Source organism: Aliivibrio salmonicida LFI1238 (assembly GCF_000196495.1).
Lineage (GTDB): Bacteria > Pseudomonadota > Gammaproteobacteria > Enterobacterales > Vibrionaceae > Aliivibrio > Aliivibrio salmonicida.
In genome coordinates this window covers 1,129,624-1,144,989 of record NC_011312.1, presented here as the reverse complement: position 1 = coordinate 1,144,989, position 15,366 = coordinate 1,129,624, and the positions used below count along the sequence as shown (strand labels likewise).

The window sequence follows — 15,366 nt, the reverse complement described above, 5'->3', positions numbered from 1 at the left end:
AGACAACAATTTGTTTACATAGAGAAACACAAGTATTCCGTGCAACAACAATGAAGAGAAAAAGAAGAACATTCATGGAGGGATATTACCCAGCTATCGATTAACAATAGCGGGCAATTATTAAATTTTGATAGTACTAAGTTACCTTGGTAGCGGCTCTAAAATTCCATTTCTAACTAAGCCACGGCGAACGTTTTTACACAGTTTGGCAAAACTTTCGATCTCTGAAAAATTGGGGGTTTCTCCACGTTCAACGTAAGACTCCCAATACAATAATTCACCTTCCACCAATTCAATCAATTTACGCGGACAACCAACACACGTATCACCACATATCTGAGCTTCTGGCGCATCAAATGGAAAATCCGCTTTCACTAATTCGATGATATTCAGCATCGCAGTTTTACGGTCAGGTTTTTGTGTTTTTGGTTTATCAGACATACACGTTATCTATTTGGATGATTCGTAATGTGATCTTCTTGATTATGCATAATTATTACCTTTAATATCAATTATTTATCTTAAATTAAAATAGTCATTGTCGGCAAAATGACTACACCTCTATTTTATGAGTATTTGCGCCTACAAAATAAGGACATTTGCCTTTACCTTGAATGCATATTGGATAACTCATTTATCTCTGGCGAAATTGTAGTTTTTGTCATTAACTTAATTCTTTCTATCTATCACTCTCAAGCAATAACTGCACGATCATTTTCGAAAAAATAAAATATTCGTAAAATGACACATAAACCCTTATAGAACAAGGCATTAACAAAGCTGATAGCGATCTTTATTTTCACAATAGAGATCATCAAAAAACTGACGAAAAACAAATGATTACATTAATTTTCAACAACTTAATATTTCATAAGAGATCATTAGTGATCATCATTATCGCAATTAATCGCACAAAAACGCAATGATTGAAATTTTATTAGGCGCTGTATAAGCCATTTTTAGCGGTCTTTTTTATTACTTAACCTGAATTCTGGATAAAACATGCTTTAAGCGAGGATTAGTTCAAATTCACATTCTGATAGCTTAATTCGTGGCTTTTGTTTTTTTAAACAATAAGCCACAACGCCTGAAATTACATTTAGCATGAAACCAGTCACGCTACGATGACGGCTATGTTCAATTTGAGAGATATTCTTCAATTGGTCATTTATCGTTTCGATAATGTATCTCTTTGATAACATAGCCTTATCAAAAGCACTTATCTCTTTTGCTTTCATGTTTTTTCGCGAGGTAGTCACTAAATCGACATCAGAGTTCTTTAAGCTCTCACTCAACTTTTTACCTATGTACCCTTTATCAGCGTACAATTTCCCCGAGAGTTCTTTGCATAAATCAGGTACAGGAGTCCTATCATTTACATTGCCAGCTGTGATTTTCAGCGAAATAATTTCTCCAAGATGGTTAATCAATAAATGAAGTTTGAAGCCGAAAAACCATCCCATGGTACCTTTTCCTCTTTTCGCAACACCATCAAAGACTTTATGGCGAGGAATTCGAATGTTATGGCATACTTTAAGACTCGTGGAGTCAACAAAAGCAATGCCAGTCGGCTTACCTTTGATAGATTGAAAATAGGCACACATTGGGGCGATTAGGCTAGGCATTTTGCTCACAAATCGAGTGTAGCTAAGTAAATTTGGAAAGTATCCTTTCCAATATTGATGAACTAACCCGATATAGAAGTTCTTGAAATCTCTATGATTTGATTGATGAAAAGCGATGACAATAGTCATACATTCACTAGTAGACATTACTGACTGACGTTTTCTTTTTCTCTCACTAGCCTCAACAAGGTATTTTTCCCATTGAGATAAGAATTGATAACAAAAATCATCGACATCACAAAATATATCAACTAATTTATTCATCTTGCCCACCTTTTAAAATACGTTCAAATAATTCTTGGTCGAAAGATCTGATCGTTAGGTGGGCAATTAGTTCAGCCTTATCCAGAATTCAGGTTACTTAAACCCTTTGTCGCAAAAGGCTTTACTGTGTGCTCTGCGCTTTGGCTGACCACTCAGAATTGCGGCAAATTAAAATTTCGAAAAAAGTGCGCAAAAAAGCTCGCAGGTGGGGAGGAGGAGTGCGGATTCCGTCACGTAGATGCTCCTTTCTGTAGCTGTGGGTTAGTGTTGTAGTTATAAACGCGAGGCATGAAAAAAGCGCTCATGATGAGCGCTTGGTGTGGTTTATACTTGATTAGCTTACTTTGTAGCTTCCAGCTGAACTACCAGCATCAACAATAACCATTGCATTTGCAGTCATCTCATCAACGACTGCATTTGCTATGGCTTCGGCTAAATCTGCCGCTTTCGCAAACTCACCTTCTGTCACCATGCCTTTACCTTGCATCTCTTTTACTATTTTGGCTTTTAATGAGCCTTTATCTAATGCCATATTACTTACCTGCAAATACAGTGGTTGAGCCATCCACATGGGATTTACCTGTAAACGGACAGATACTTTCACAAGTGATAACCCCTGCTCCACCGTTTAGCTTTATCGTTTTAGCATCTTGAGTGATGTTCATTGCATTAATGATTTGGTCTTTTGAAATGGTAATGGTCTGTTTACCGTTTACAATTAAAGTATCCCCTTTCTCAATGGTATGTATTCGCTCACCAAGAACACTGAGTTTATCATTCAGGCCGATCACAATATCTCGTAACTGGCCGATAATTTGAGTTTGGTTACCACCATTAACCAGGTGTAAGTTTGATAATGAGCCTAACGTTACATCGTCACCTGCCATCACTTCAAACGCGCCTAATGTCTCAATGAGCTTTTGGCCTGCAATAGTCTCTTTGCTGTGCTGTTGTACATTCAGCTCATGCACACCAAAATCACCGAGGTATTTATCCACTTCATGTAAATGTTCAAACGCTTGAGTGTGTTTGATTTGGTCAGTGCTGTTGGTGGTATTGCCTGCTCCATCGGTTTTATTGAATACCTCATGGCGTTGCTGTTGCAGTTGTTCATCAGGCTCTAATTCTGGCAATGACCAACCATCACCTAAAATGGTTCTAATAAACGGTTTATCACTTCGACCATAAGCAAACGCAATCTCGACAATAGTCCCTTCACTAGGCGTGGCAAATTGCCCTTGCTCTGCACCACCAATCACAGTTGGTAAAGGAACGGCCTTATAAATTGGCACTAATGAATCGACTTCACCATGCTCTGTAAGCAATTGAACATCAACCGCATAACGAGGACGGTATGGGTTATTTTCATGGCCTGCTATGGATTGGTCGGTGACTGCTTCCACTCGGGCAAAGCGTGGTAAATGATGCCCTGCAGCCAGCTCTGGAAACAGATAATTCATTTTCCGTTTCTCTGCTGATTCCGTTTTCCAATACAGTGTCATTTCATCTTTTTCAAAATGCACTTCAGTAATGCGTTTTTGGTTGATGATGGCACCAGGACGAACCGAGGGGATCACTGCCAGTGTCATGCTTTCACCGCCGCGTTGTTTTTTGGATAGCTCGGTTTCTAATGGGACCGGTCTTGATTGCCATCGACTATCTGCAAAGCTACCTAAATAAATGGTGCTGTCAGTTTGTTGATACCAACAGAAATCAGGAATTGAAAACGCTCGACCTAAGTTGTTTAGTAATTGATAACCCGTTCCCTGGGAAGTGAAATTAGGAATGCGGTTATAAATGTAATCTTGCTCTGGTAGAACGAACTTTAGACCCGTTTCAAAGCTGAGTTGTTCAATCACTTCTGATACGGTTGGGTGCTGAATACTGATAGGCCAACGTGCAGCCAGTAACCCTGAACGCTCACGAGCAATAAAACGAGTAAAGCCATTTTGAGCTGGTTGAGCTTTGGTGATGAATCCATCAAAGTAGGCTTTGTAATCGTCTTGATACCCTATTTGAAGTTCAACCAATTGGCTTTCTTTTACTTCGCCTTCAATCACAAACGTTGCTCGGCCACCTGCAGATAATTCTAAGATCACTTGCTCTGATACTAGCTTTCTTTGTTCACCGTTAATGAAAATTCGTTTATTTAGCTTCATGCCAGTTGCCTTTCTTTTTGCAGTAATGCGTCTTCAAATCGAGTCGGTTGTGATTGATCTGTCGTGTTACTGACTGCCGCATGCGCTTTAGGTTTCACTGCTGCAGTATTCTCTGTGCTATCTGTTTGAACTTGTTTCTCTTTTTCGTTTTCTCGTTGCTCTTTTACTTCTGATACTGATAAATGCTCACGCAGTTGAAAGCTCACTTTCCATGCCATTAGGTTTTCTTGTTCATCGGCAGTAACTCGGCCCATGAATCGCACCTGCCGAATGGTCATGCTTTTGGCCAGCTCATTACCAATACGATAGATTTTGCGTTTACCGTCTTCTTTTTGGCGAGATAGCACCATCAAACGTTTTAAGGTTTTACTTTCTTTGAATGGAATTAATCCACTGACTGAAAGCACCATGCCTTTATCACCCTGCTCGCTTGCGTCCGTTCCTGATGTTTGGCCACTCATGTCTTCGGCTTTTAATTCTAAGCTCAGATTTATTCTTGGTGATTTTAGCGGAATGATCTCAGCATCAAGGGCAAGTTGGGTCATGCGAATAACTCCGTTAAAAAGGTTAATGGCTCAGTGCTTAAAAAGAGTGCGCTAAAGGTATAACTGTTGGCATGGCTTGGTGCTTGTGATTCTTTAAGCATGGTGGCAATTACCTCTGTTGTGCCTTGTGCTTCAAATTTCAATACACTGATATTGCGGTATTTGAGTTGATTTAGTGAAGCGGTCCACTCTTCCAGTTGTTGTGTTCTTTTTTGCGCTAATGCTGCCAGTTTTTGTGCCGGTGTATTTTTATCTGCTGCCAATGATTCAAGTTGTGCCAGTTGTGAACCTTGCCAATTCAAAGCACTTCTTATTGGTTGCTGATTAATGTGAGCCGTTGGTTTAAAGCGTGGCTGAATAATCGCATTATGTTTTGTGAATTTATCTGTTTGTAAACTTTGCTCTTTGCCGGTGCGCCTTGCGACCATGCCAAGCTCTGGAATGTTAACGACATCAAACAACGCTTTAGTGGCTTGGGCAAAGTTAGCCAGGGAGTTTTCAGCAATCATCCAACCGAGTGCATAAAGCTGTCCTGTTGGTTTGTGTTTGTCGTTCACATCAAACAGTTTGGCTCGTAGTGTTTCAATGGCGGTATCTGGTGATAAATGCTGTCCAGATTCAACCTGATTACCAACTTGATACTGATAAGGATGAACACACAATATTTGCCCTTTGCACATCAGGCTTTCTAGCTCTGCACGTAAATGAAGTAAACTTTCAGCTTCTGTACTTAATGGATGACGCGCCAGCGCTACCTTTGAGGCTAAGGTTTCAACTCGGTTTGCTGACTCATCCATTTTACCAGCAACTTGCTTGAGTACCGTTTCACTTTGAGTTTGAATGGCCTGCGTACTGTCAGGCCATTGATGTGATGCAGTTTGCCAAGTCATTAGATGCCACTTAATTTTTCATACTGATTCATGATTTCAGGGCGAACTGGAATGCTTCTAGTTACTGCATCAGGCTTTATCGCTCTTATGTAATCTTTTACTTCTCGCATTTGTTCGTCTGAAATATCAGCGAATTCTAAGCGATAATCTTCTTCAATACGTAGAGCTACGGGTTTCTCCGTTTCAAAGAGCATTCTGGCTTCTTCTAGCAAATTTACTTCAGTTGGAACATAAGGCTCGTAGGGCTTAACTGTTCCGAACTCACCTAAACGCGCACGCTTGTAAAACTCAACGCCGTGAGCCATCGAATCAAATGCCGAAGCAACAAACTCTACAGGCTCTGTGATTTCAACAACTCCGTCAACTTCCACAGTCATGAAAATTGCTGTTTTATCTTCATTTGCAAAAGATAAATTAGTTGCGCTTATTAGTGTAATTTCCATTATAAAACCCTCTGCATCAGACCAGCGTTTACATTGCCAGGAGAACCAGTGTATCCGCGATAACCCCAAGTGCCGTTCAAGTATGCTCCTTTCGCGTGACCGTACCAGTCTGTTCCATATATACCGATGGACCCATTATTGTTTAAATAACACTTAACGCTGTGATTAAGTTTATCTCTTCCATAATACGAAGACACCCACGCAGTTATAAAGTGCCCAATAGGGAAGTTTATATTATTTGGATTATCACCCGTATAGACTTTATTTCCACTCGTATCTGCTTTGTTATACGCAGCGTTGGCTCTATCCATTGCAGCCTTTGCAGCGGCTGAGTTGGCAACATTAGTCGTTGAGGTTGATGTCGTCGAACTACTTACCCGCGACTGGGCGACATAGCGGCTATCACCTTCAGCTCTACTATAGACACTTAACCACGTTCTAATCGCCGCAATGTTATTACAAAAACGGATGGAGTTATCGGAAGTAGATTTACGAAACGCTAAACCGCCACTTGGAACCGATTCATCTTGATAACTAGACCGAAATAAACGTGTAGAAATATCACCAGAACTATCTCTTTCTGCAATCGTACCCCCCGTTGCCGCTGTGCTATTTGTTTTACCATTTAGTTGAGTTGAGTTAGTTACTGTCTCACCACGCTTCCAGTACCACAAGTCCCCTTGAACCTTTGTTATCTTACTAGCCGCTAGGTCGTAGGTTTTCTTCAATGCACCAGACGTTGCGGCTAAAGCTTCACTTGTAGAGTTAGTGGCACTAGACAGCTTAGTAGCCCCGTACACTGTGGTTGATGCCACGACATAAGTCCATTTAGCATGGGCCGCATTTAACGCTTCATTCGCTCTATCCCAAATTGATTTCCCTTTATTTGCGGTTAATGCTTGTGTTGTTGAGGTTGATGTCACCGTGTCGTTTAGCTGCACCGCCCCTTTGACTGCCGTACTTGCATTGGGTAGACGCTCTTTAGCTAAAATACCTGAGTTCACATCACTGGCATCGTGTTTATGTGACGAGTTTGCTTTTGTTCTTAATCCATCGCTAAGCGCTTTTTCACTCGCGGCATATTCAGTTCTTGTTCCAGCAAACGAGTTAGATAACCGAGACAAGAAAGCCTCTTTCCAACGAAGTGGAGAAATCCAGTTTATGCTTGATGTCATGGCCTCCGCTTGGGCTTTTGTTGCTTGCTCATCGTGTCGTAAATGCTCAGAAAAACCTTCAACATGACGAGTATCAACCACATTACCTGCAGAGTTGATGTCTGCAATTTTAGTGACATAATGCTGATACCCATCCGCATCAACATAATCACTTAATGCTGATTTACTGACTTTCATTTCAAAGACCGTTTGCCACTGGCTTGTTAGCAGCCCTTGCCAACTCGCATCTAAATAAATAGCACTTGAGTTGCTCCCCCCTGAAATGGCTACTTCATTATCTAAATGGCAACGTAAACCGCCAACATAACCACGACCAATACTTGCAAGATAAGTACTGCCTGATTTTTTCACTTTAAAACCATCAGCCAAGAACGCCGCTTGGCCAAACACATCAAGGTTAACTAAACGCTCTGCTTCATCCATTCCAAACAAACGCGCCGTAAAATCAATTTGCCAGGTTGAAGCATCAACAGTAATGCCTGTTGCATTTTTCGCATCTTGATAGCTCATCAAAATTGAACGTGTGACTGAGTTTCCGTTTTGCACACCAGGCACTGATTTGAATTTTGAAATCGTTGGAATATGCAAAATAGAGGCAAGTACCCCACTTTGTTTATTACGAAGACCAACCCAATTGAATTCAAAGTCACCAATTCGTGTATCCATAATTAAGGAATACACCACCGCGTTTGGGTTCACAAAGCCGCCTTGAGTCACATTAGCAACATGCACAATTTGATGTTGTGGCGGTAACTCTTCGTTTCTATCAATCGGTTGAGTAGGATCTTGATTGGGTACAAAGGCCAACACAAATTCATTCAACTCTATTGGGGCGGCAATCGCCTCTTGTTGGGCTTTGTAGGTTTCAAACGCTAAGGTAATAATACTTTGCGACATACTTATTCCTCTAATGTCACTACGGTGTATTGATGTTGCCAATCCATTGGAGAGGCCGACATTTCTAATGGGATTAAACTAATCACTTGATATTCGTATCGGCGGCAGGTTCTGCCGTATTGCTGTAATAATTGCTCTAAAAGTGAATAGTTTTCTGACAACTGTGAATCGCTTAATCGTATGGTGATAATGTCCCAATCTCGATCAGGAGTTCGTTCATCCACTTCAACCATGCCAACACCTAAGCGTTGAAATATTCGAATGAATCCGGCTTTCTCTCCTGCATCTTTGGCATTTACAAAGGCGTATTTCACACGCTTTCTAAACAAACTCGTTGGTTCATCTTTAAAACGAGTAATGTCTCTGTCCCAGGCTAATAAACTGAGTAAACGCTCATTGCAGATCATGGGATCTAACTGCGCTAATGGATACAGCAACCACCCTTTAAGACGCTGCCAATATTGCATTACTCCTTTGGCTAAAAAGTGTGGTTCTTTTAGAGTTTCAGCAATGGTTTTACCATCCATCCACCAAGGTACATTTTCAGTGGGTAATTCGGGTGCATCGTTTTCATGGTTGGTTGTTTTATCCATTCATCACCGCCACGTTGCTTAACCTTGGAATATTTAATTCACTCACGATGTCACTGTTTGAAAACTCAAGGCTGAGTAAATCTTCTGCCAATTCAGTATGAATTTCTGTTGTGAGTTGGCTGAATGAAAACATTGATGATGGATAGGTTCTGGTTACCACCGAGTAAGAATCACTTTCTCTGAACGCCGCTCGGATCATGTTTTCTATTTCTACCTTTAGGGCGGCAACACGTTCTTCACTGGTGTTCACTCTCGGCCAAATAGTCACTGATACTGAATGCTGAGTTTCAGGTAAGGCTAAACACAAAATGTCATCACCATGGCCATGGTTACCCTCGAACATCACAAAATTATTCAACTGCTCTAATAAATGACTTGGGGTTTCACCAACATCCAGCAAGATGTAAGCATTTGCTGTTCCTGGTCCTCTTGGTGCATCATGCAGAAAGTAAATCTGATCACTTCTTACGCCAGCAACACTGGCCAACATTGAGCGATAAATAGCATCAATATGATAGCGACCAACAACACTGAATTGATTACGGATACGTAATGCCAGTTCATCATCTTCTTCCGTGTTTGCGCCTGGTGTTGTGATCCAATCGGCTTGGTTCACTGCATGGGTAATGCCTGACACCCCAACAGGTAAAATTGAGTAATACCCGGCAGGTAAGTTGTACCCTGCTCCGGCTTCTTGCGCTTCACACAACACAAAACCACTGGCTTGGTTTGCTTGAATAAGCACATCTTCTACAACAATTAAACGATAAATCTTGTCTTCAATTCGGCTCGTTTCAATAATCGTACCTTTTAAGATCACGATAGGATTTTCCGCTACCTCTTTAAAGAACTCGACCACACCACGGGTTTTTGTTGCCATCTTTCGCTCTAAATCCACATCCCATGCTTTTAAATCAAGGTAACCCTTACTTGCTGTTGCTGCGAAGGTATTAGGTAATACATGACTTGCTAATAATTGTTCAATAAGCCATAGCGTTGGCGTGATAACAATTGCTTTAACCAATCGCCAGAACGGTGACATTCGGCTGTCATTACTAACCTTACTGCCTGCTGCGACCACTTCTTTTTCAAGTTCAATCGCAATGGCTTCTTCTGTTGTTGGGATCCCTTCATCAGCAATGATTTGCTTAAAATCAACCAGTGGTCTTGTACTCATAATGGCATTCCCATTTCGATATTGTCGTTATCTACCGTTTCAGCAAACATCCATAATTGCTCTGCCGTTTGCTCTTCAATCTCTGCCGTTCCTGGCTCAATGCGTTTATCCGTTTCAATCAGCATTTCAATTCGAGTTAATACATCGGCTCTCAACGTTCTGTTTCGCTCTGCTTGATACTCACGTAACAAACCACTTTCTAAAATGGCGTGCTTTACGTCTTGGGCAATACTATTGCGATCACTGGTTTCAATAGGCTGTTGGCCTGCATCAAAATCTAAACCGCCATCCGTTACTAAATAATCAATATATTGTTGGCTCATGGGGTACTCATCTCATTCCATGCTGATAAATCTTCTGGCGTAAAGGCTTGCTCTTGAGTGATATACACATCGCCAACATGCTGCGTTCGGCTATTATCGGTACTGCCTGCAGACATCTGTTTTAATTGCTGAGACACATTAGCTTTACCTTCTGCATTTCCACCGATGTAAGCTGAAATTGGTGCCGACATCTCTTTACTCTTATCCGTATCAGTTAATGGTGGAATAGCTCCGTCATAAGTAACAATACCATTCACTTCTGGAACCTCTGGCTGAGCAACCACCGAGCCTATAATCAGATCAGATGACTCTGGTTGTACTGGTATTTGATTCTGGTAATACACATTACCTTGATAGCTTGGTACGGTATTCAACCCTGAATATTGAGAGCCATAGTTAACACTTTGTTCAGACACTTTCGGGATCACAGGCTCTGTAACATTTGGAGTAACTGCGACCTCTTGAGTCACTGGCGCTTGATACCCATAACTGTAATCCGGCACTGCTGCTTTTGAGGCGTAATGCGTTGGTGTTGCTGTGCTTAATTCAAGCGTATCCATTTGAGGAATGCCCGAACTTTCACCGCCAATATTTATGCCTGGTATTAAGTTAATTTTCTCAATTAACCAATCCACCATTGAGCCTAGAGATTCAATGAATGAAAAATCGCTCCACGCCGCTTTTAAATCATCCCAGAAATAAATCACCGCACCGACTGCCGCAACCACGGCACCAATACCAAGAATTAAGGGCAGTAATGGAACTTGTGCCACTGCTGCAGCCATCGCAAATCCAAGAGCTGCAAAACGTGCCATTCTCATCACTAAATTAAAGCCTTTCATGACTGTTGTGAGTAATAACGTGGCGCTAGACCATCCGGCACTCATCAAAGATGCCAAACCGACAACCATATTCCATGCCGCAATTAACCCAGCACCAGCCACTATTGTTAAGGCGAAATAACCAAGGTATTGCGTTAATACAGGAAGCTCTTGAGTCCAACCAAGCAGCACATTAAAACCATCGGCCATTGAACCAGCAATAGCATTAATAGATGGAAGAATTAACCCAAACGCTCCGGCACGGATCGCAAACCATGCGGCTTCAAGTCGTTGCCATTGGTCAGTCATAGCACCAGCCATATTCTCGGCTTTGCTCATGCCTTTCACATTACCAAGAGAGTTAATGCTACTTGCTAATCCGTTAGTATCAGCCATCAATAACTTGATCATGCTGACGGCCTCATCTGAGCCAAATGCTTTCTTTAATGCGTCACTTTCTGCCACATCAAGCGTGTCGCCAAACTGACCTTTTAATTTATTGAGAATATCCACCATTGGCAGCATTGCGCCCTGGCTATCAACAAACTTCATGTTCAGTTTGTCTTGTGCGCCACCAACACCAGTCAAGAACGATTTATATTTAGTACCGGCTTCACTGCCTGACATCGTGGATTGCAACGTACCAAGAATAGCCATCTGCTCATTCATCTTGATACCTGCAGCGGTTGCGTTTGCTCCAACACTGGTAAACGCATCACTCATGCCTTTACCCGTTGTTTTAAACATCTCCACAGATTGAGCCGTCATGCCTGCTACGTTCTTTGACCAAATGCCCACACCCATGTCATTGGCCTGATTCTTAAACACCCCATACATGGTGCCCATATAATCAGTTATGGTTGCTGTATCCGCTTTAGTTGCTGCAGCAAGAACGGCAGAGCTTTTGGTAATATCAGATAACTCTGGTCCAGTAATATCCCCGAAAGCCGATTTGATGTCATAGGCCGCACCAACCACTTCTTGTGCTGACTTTCCATACTCAACCGAAAAGGCTAATGCGGTTTTTTGAAGTTGCTGTAAATCTTCATCAACCACACCAAGCGATTTAACTTCACCAAGCACCCTATCCATTTCAATGGCTGGCATTAACGCCTGTTGAACAGCAAAACCTGCTGCAATCACGCCAGCCGTACCACCTGCCATTTTTTCCCAACCTGAACGGCCAACATCCGCTGTTTCGGTCACCGTATTCTGGATCCCTTTTAGCGGTTTGGTGACACTATCAATCAATGCAACTTGCATCATCAATTTGTCTAGGTGGGCACTCATCTAATGGCAATTCCTTATTCGTTGCTAAATGCGAGGGCTATCCCGTTTGCGACGATTTCAGCGTTATGTTTATCAAGCCAAAGTGCTCTGGCTAAATTCTCGGTGGTATCAGGTTGATTGGGTAGGTAATGGGCTTTCAATGCTAATGCTTGCTCTAGCCCATTACTTTCAATCGCTTTGACGTGCCTTAAGAGTTTTTTACTTCGATTTCCAGATCACCTTCAAAAGCGTCATTTACTTTTGCCAGGATACGCATCAAAGCACTTGGAATTTTCAGCATTTCATCTAAATGTGCTTTATCGTCTTTATGAACGATACGACGCAGATAATTGGTTGCTGGTGACACTTTGTCATGTGGCATCATTTCATTGATGTATTTGTTGTACGTTGGTAAATCAGGAGTAAAACGTAAATCTTTGCCTGCTGCTGTAATGATGATTGGGGTTGTCATGCTGCATCTCTCTTGTTTAAGGTTTCATAAATACGGTTGAAGCCGATCTCAATCTGGCGTTCTACACGCTCAATTGCATCTTTCACTTCATCTTTTGTTGCATAGGTTTCTGCTACGTGAGTTTTAAAGTCGGCTAACTCTTTTGTTACAGAAAAGAATTTGGTAATGAGTGCGCCAAGCAAAAAGGTTAGTAATGAAAGCGCACCGATTAAAGCGTTTGTCCAGGTTGCATCCATGGCTATTCCTTTTGTTTGGCTGAGATAATAGGCACCTCTTTTAAACGCTTACCCTGCAGTGATTGCAACACATCATCTACCGTGTCTTGCATAACGTCATTAGTGGTAAGACTCTTTAACTTTTCCAACCCCCATACCACAATACGAGTTGCAAAACGCTCGACAATAACCTTCCAAGTGATTTGTAAAAAAATGCCTTTGGCAATATCCAACAAACTTTTTCCAAAAATTCCGATGAGAAAATTCATAGTTAATCCTTCATTATTGTTAAACGGGCAGGCTTACCGCCCAATTCTTTCATTAATGCTTTGAACGCAACGCCAGAACTTTTGACACTCCATTCACCGCTAAGAAAACCAAAATCCACACCTGGCGCACCACAACCAACAAGCTGTGAAGGTTTATTAGCGATATGCCATAAACACGCATCACGGATACTTGGACCATAAACCGTCACACCTAAGAACTCAGATTCAAGAGCGTAGCATTCGCCATACTTCTCACTGGTATGAGGGACAAGATCATAATCCCCCTCAGGTACACACGATTTGAACGGTTGGTTATTCGCCCAAACAGGTTCTACAAAACAACATACTTTGCTGCCATCTTGTCGAAACAAGTAAGAATAAGTACCAAAATCAAAGTAACGACGCTTTAACGTGTAATACTTCATAACTTCCCCTTATCCGCTAACTCTTGGCAGTTCACACAATATTGGCAGCCTTTTACTGCTTCTTGTCGAGCCTTGGGAATAGCCTTTTCACATTCAATGCACTCTTCGGCACTCTTGATTTCCACTTTGTTTTTTTGCTTTGCCATGTGGTTGGCAAGTGCCACTTCAGTCTGTTTGGCTTCAAGCGCACTGGCTCTATCGAACGCATCCATATAATCCCCTTTTAGCCAATCAGATCTCGTGTATCTTCTGAGCTAAGATACGGAGTACCGTTGATATGAATAAAATCAGGGCTTGTTACAACAAACTTGATTTTGTGCTTGGATTTGTCCGATGATGACGGGTCAATATCTAACAAGCTGTCGATCATTAACTTCACACCAAAGACTTCAGCTTTAAATTCTTCAGAGCCCGTATTGGCATAGAACAAACAATCATGGGGTTTAATCGCTCGCCAGCTGCCTGCTTTTGCTGCAGCTTCACCTAACAAATTAAAGTTTTTAGTATCTAACTCATAATCCCCTTCGGCACTCACGGCCCCATCAGTGAAACCATCAGGAACGCCACGAGTTGAGGCTGCTGCACTTTCATCTGAAATGGTGACTGTCGCTTTTTCCACATGGATAAGTACACCATGAATATCAACATCAAAACTTAATCCTGAAATACGTTTAGACATTATTTGTCCCCCGGATTACTTAAATCTAACATTAGATTTGCCGTAATTTTCTTCGGGCAATCTTTCGGCTGTGCTGCCATATAAATACCGACTGAATTTTTGTTTTCCCACATGATGGTGATGTCATCTGAACTTGGGGTTTCAATTTCACCAGGGAATACCATCTCACCAACGGTGGCTGATTTAGCCATTTCACGCAGTGGTCGACAATAACGATTTTGAGCACGAGCAGTACTAGCAGGCGTACTATTGAAAGAACGGTCACCAATATCAGAAATGGCAATTAATCGAATACGACGAGCCACTTTGTCGATAATTCGGCGATATTCAATCACCTGATAATCACCGCCTTCAGCATCTAATAAACGACCATCAGCCCAGAAAATACCATCGTAATCAGGAAACCAAGCAGGGACTGAAAAACGATTACTTTCTAATGTTTGTAAGGTTGCCGTTGTTAGCTCTGCACCAGCACTATCAACAGGCAAAGTGACATCACCAACTAATGGACCTGTTTTAATACGCATTGGTGTATCAGCAATTGAAGCGGCTCGATTACATAAACGGCCAGCAAGTTTGCCAATAGCATCAGGGAATATTTGTGGTACTAACATGACACCATCAGCGGCAATCGTATCTTGAATGGCAACGGTTGCTGCTTCATATTCAGACCAGGTTTGTGTTTTCTTATCAATACCTGGTGTCGCAAGCATCATGAATGTCCAACGACCATATTTAGCAATCAGCTCATGATAAAGCGCTTGGGCTGCAGTCACGGTGGCTTTATCTGTTGTTGGCGCTGTTAATACGACCGCTTCAAAACTTTGAGTTTGTTGCGCGGTTTTAACGGCTTCAACCCAGTTTTCAGGGGCTGTTAATACATAAACGCCTGCAGTCCAGTTTTGACCAGCGTTCAGCATTGCTGCTTCAACATTGGCTTTTAATTCTGAGCCATCATCCAATAGCGCTGAAAAATCACTTTGTGTGTTCACAGACAATAAACTGCCTGCGTTCTTAGTTCCTAAACCGACATAGAGGAAGTGACGTTCAACTTCGTTCACTGGTCCTTGCATCAGGTTCAGAGTATTAATTTGTACAATTGGCCACGCCATTGCTCTTCCTCTT

Annotated in this window: 20 protein-coding genes; all 20 read right to left on the bottom strand. The window is 41.8% G+C overall.

From position 1 onward, the window contains the following. Positions 1-141 precede the first annotated feature (141 nt). Complete coding sequence (locus tag VSAL_RS05765; protein ID WP_012549809.1) at positions 142-441, bottom strand: hypothetical protein; 300 nt, start codon at positions 439-441, stop codon at positions 142-144. Between the two features lie 566 nt (positions 442-1,007). Continuing rightward, positions 1,008-1,889 carry an IS982-like element ISVsa6 family transposase gene (locus VSAL_RS05760; RefSeq protein WP_012548944.1) on the bottom strand — a complete coding sequence of 294 codons (882 nt, stop codon included), beginning with the start codon at positions 1,887-1,889 and terminating at the stop codon, positions 1,008-1,010. 334 nt (positions 1,890-2,223) lie between these two features. Further along, a complete protein-coding gene (locus VSAL_RS05755) occupies positions 2,224-2,421 on the bottom strand; it encodes a hypothetical protein (RefSeq protein WP_012549808.1) in 198 nt (65 codons plus the stop codon). Between the two features lies 1 nt (position 2,422). Next, entirely contained in the window at positions 2,423-4,048 is a 1,626-nt protein-coding gene (locus VSAL_RS05750) for a hypothetical protein (RefSeq protein WP_012549807.1), read from the bottom strand. Further along, positions 4,045-4,593: a baseplate complex protein gene (locus VSAL_RS05745; protein ID WP_012549806.1), complete on the bottom strand. Its 549-nt coding sequence runs from the start codon at positions 4,591-4,593 to the stop codon at positions 4,045-4,047. Before VSAL_RS05745 ends, VSAL_RS05750 begins: the two co-directional genes overlap by 4 nt. Then, on the bottom strand, positions 4,590-5,483 hold the full coding sequence (locus tag VSAL_RS05740) for a hypothetical protein (protein ID WP_012549805.1): 894 nt from the start codon (positions 5,481-5,483) through the stop codon (positions 4,590-4,592). The genes VSAL_RS05745 and VSAL_RS05740 overlap by 4 nt, the downstream gene beginning before the upstream one ends. Beyond that, on the bottom strand, positions 5,483-5,926 hold the full coding sequence (locus VSAL_RS05735) for a hypothetical protein (RefSeq protein WP_012549804.1): 444 nt from the start codon (positions 5,924-5,926) through the stop codon (positions 5,483-5,485). The genes VSAL_RS05740 and VSAL_RS05735 overlap by 1 nt, the downstream gene beginning before the upstream one ends. After that, on the bottom strand, positions 5,926-7,998 hold the full coding sequence (locus VSAL_RS22300) for a phage tail-collar fiber domain-containing protein (RefSeq protein WP_012549803.1): 2,073 nt from the start codon (positions 7,996-7,998) through the stop codon (positions 5,926-5,928). Before VSAL_RS22300 ends, VSAL_RS05735 begins: the two co-directional genes overlap by 1 nt. Before the next feature lie 2 nt (positions 7,999-8,000). Beyond that, positions 8,001-8,591 carry a phage tail protein gene (locus tag VSAL_RS05725; RefSeq protein WP_012549802.1) on the bottom strand — a complete coding sequence of 197 codons (591 nt, stop codon included), beginning with the start codon at positions 8,589-8,591 and terminating at the stop codon, positions 8,001-8,003. After that, positions 8,584-9,768: a baseplate J/gp47 family protein gene (locus tag VSAL_RS05720; protein WP_012549801.1), complete on the bottom strand. Its 1,185-nt coding sequence runs from the start codon at positions 9,766-9,768 to the stop codon at positions 8,584-8,586. The genes VSAL_RS05725 and VSAL_RS05720 overlap by 8 nt, the downstream gene beginning before the upstream one ends. Next, the gene (locus VSAL_RS05715) at positions 9,765-10,091 is read right to left on the bottom strand and encodes a DUF2590 family protein (protein ID WP_012549800.1); all 327 of its coding nucleotides are present in this window, start codon (positions 10,089-10,091) and stop codon (positions 9,765-9,767) included. Before VSAL_RS05715 ends, VSAL_RS05720 begins: the two co-directional genes overlap by 4 nt. After that, positions 10,088-12,178: a phage tail tape measure protein gene (locus VSAL_RS05710; RefSeq protein ID WP_231850882.1), complete on the bottom strand. Its 2,091-nt coding sequence runs from the start codon at positions 12,176-12,178 to the stop codon at positions 10,088-10,090. Before VSAL_RS05710 ends, VSAL_RS05715 begins: the two co-directional genes overlap by 4 nt. 38 nt (positions 12,179-12,216) lie before the next feature. Beyond that, positions 12,217-12,342, bottom strand: coding sequence for a DUF6890 family protein (locus VSAL_RS24235; protein WP_407921278.1), 126 nt, complete (start codon positions 12,340-12,342; stop codon positions 12,217-12,219). Between the two features lie 47 nt (positions 12,343-12,389). Then, on the bottom strand, positions 12,390-12,653 hold the full coding sequence (locus tag VSAL_RS05705) for a putative phage tail assembly chaperone (protein ID WP_012549798.1): 264 nt from the start codon (positions 12,651-12,653) through the stop codon (positions 12,390-12,392). Continuing rightward, a complete protein-coding gene (locus VSAL_RS05700) occupies positions 12,650-12,889 on the bottom strand; it encodes a hypothetical protein (protein WP_012549797.1) in 240 nt (79 codons plus the stop codon). The genes VSAL_RS05705 and VSAL_RS05700 overlap by 4 nt, the downstream gene beginning before the upstream one ends. A gap of 2 nt (positions 12,890-12,891) precedes the next feature. Further along, positions 12,892-13,137 carry a hypothetical protein gene (locus VSAL_RS05695; RefSeq protein ID WP_012549796.1) on the bottom strand — a complete coding sequence of 82 codons (246 nt, stop codon included), beginning with the start codon at positions 13,135-13,137 and terminating at the stop codon, positions 12,892-12,894. A 2-nt stretch (positions 13,138-13,139) separates the two neighbouring features. After that, positions 13,140-13,562 (bottom strand): DUF5675 family protein, encoded by a 423-nt coding sequence (locus tag VSAL_RS05690; RefSeq protein WP_012549795.1) that lies wholly within the window; start codon positions 13,560-13,562, stop codon positions 13,140-13,142. Then, positions 13,559-13,774, bottom strand: a complete 216-nt coding sequence (locus tag VSAL_RS05685) for a TraR/DksA C4-type zinc finger protein (protein WP_012549794.1) — start codon at positions 13,772-13,774, stop codon at positions 13,559-13,561. Before VSAL_RS05685 ends, VSAL_RS05690 begins: the two co-directional genes overlap by 4 nt. A gap of 11 nt (positions 13,775-13,785) precedes the next feature. Then, on the bottom strand, positions 13,786-14,241 hold the full coding sequence (locus VSAL_RS05680) for a phage protein (RefSeq protein ID WP_012549793.1): 456 nt from the start codon (positions 14,239-14,241) through the stop codon (positions 13,786-13,788). After that, positions 14,241-15,353: a DUF2586 domain-containing protein gene (locus VSAL_RS05675; protein ID WP_012549792.1), complete on the bottom strand. Its 1,113-nt coding sequence runs from the start codon at positions 15,351-15,353 to the stop codon at positions 14,241-14,243. Before VSAL_RS05675 ends, VSAL_RS05680 begins: the two co-directional genes overlap by 1 nt. Positions 15,354-15,366 lie beyond the last annotated feature (13 nt).

Coding starts and splice junctions, on each gene's coding strand:
- VSAL_RS05725 (WP_012549802.1), bottom strand. CDS start 8,591: ATGGATAAAACAACCAACCATGAAAACGATGCACCCGAATTACCCACT.
- VSAL_RS05745 (WP_012549806.1), bottom strand. CDS start 4,593: ATGACCCAACTTGCCCTTGATGCTGAGATCATTCCGCTAAAATCACCA.
- VSAL_RS05755 (WP_012549808.1), bottom strand. CDS start 2,421: ATGGCATTAGATAAAGGCTCATTAAAAGCCAAAATAGTAAAAGAGATG.
- VSAL_RS05765 (WP_012549809.1), bottom strand. CDS start 441: ATGTCTGATAAACCAAAAACACAAAAACCTGACCGTAAAACTGCGATG.
- VSAL_RS05700 (WP_012549797.1), bottom strand. CDS start 12,889: ATGGATGCAACCTGGACAAACGCTTTAATCGGTGCGCTTTCATTACTA.
- VSAL_RS05720 (WP_012549801.1), bottom strand. CDS start 9,768: ATGAGTACAAGACCACTGGTTGATTTTAAGCAAATCATTGCTGATGAA.
- VSAL_RS05750 (WP_012549807.1), bottom strand. CDS start 4,048: ATGAAGCTAAATAAACGAATTTTCATTAACGGTGAACAAAGAAAGCTA.
- VSAL_RS05705 (WP_012549798.1), bottom strand. CDS start 12,653: ATGACAACCCCAATCATCATTACAGCAGCAGGCAAAGATTTACGTTTT.
- VSAL_RS05695 (WP_012549796.1), bottom strand. CDS start 13,137: ATGAATTTTCTCATCGGAATTTTTGGAAAAAGTTTGTTGGATATTGCC.
- VSAL_RS05685 (WP_012549794.1), bottom strand. CDS start 13,774: ATGGATGCGTTCGATAGAGCCAGTGCGCTTGAAGCCAAACAGACTGAA.
- VSAL_RS05740 (WP_012549805.1), bottom strand. CDS start 5,483: ATGACTTGGCAAACTGCATCACATCAATGGCCTGACAGTACGCAGGCC.
- VSAL_RS05735 (WP_012549804.1), bottom strand. CDS start 5,926: ATGGAAATTACACTAATAAGCGCAACTAATTTATCTTTTGCAAATGAA.
- VSAL_RS05690 (WP_012549795.1), bottom strand. CDS start 13,562: ATGAAGTATTACACGTTAAAGCGTCGTTACTTTGATTTTGGTACTTAT.
- VSAL_RS05710 (WP_231850882.1), bottom strand. CDS start 12,178: ATGATGCAAGTTGCATTGATTGATAGTGTCACCAAACCGCTAAAAGGG.
- VSAL_RS05680 (WP_012549793.1), bottom strand. CDS start 14,241: ATGTCTAAACGTATTTCAGGATTAAGTTTTGATGTTGATATTCATGGT.
- VSAL_RS05675 (WP_012549792.1), bottom strand. CDS start 15,353: ATGGCGTGGCCAATTGTACAAATTAATACTCTGAACCTGATGCAAGGA.
- VSAL_RS05760 (WP_012548944.1), bottom strand. CDS start 1,889: ATGAATAAATTAGTTGATATATTTTGTGATGTCGATGATTTTTGTTAT.
- VSAL_RS05715 (WP_012549800.1), bottom strand. CDS start 10,091: ATGAGCCAACAATATATTGATTATTTAGTAACGGATGGCGGTTTAGAT.
- VSAL_RS22300 (WP_012549803.1), bottom strand. CDS start 7,998: ATGTCGCAAAGTATTATTACCTTAGCGTTTGAAACCTACAAAGCCCAA.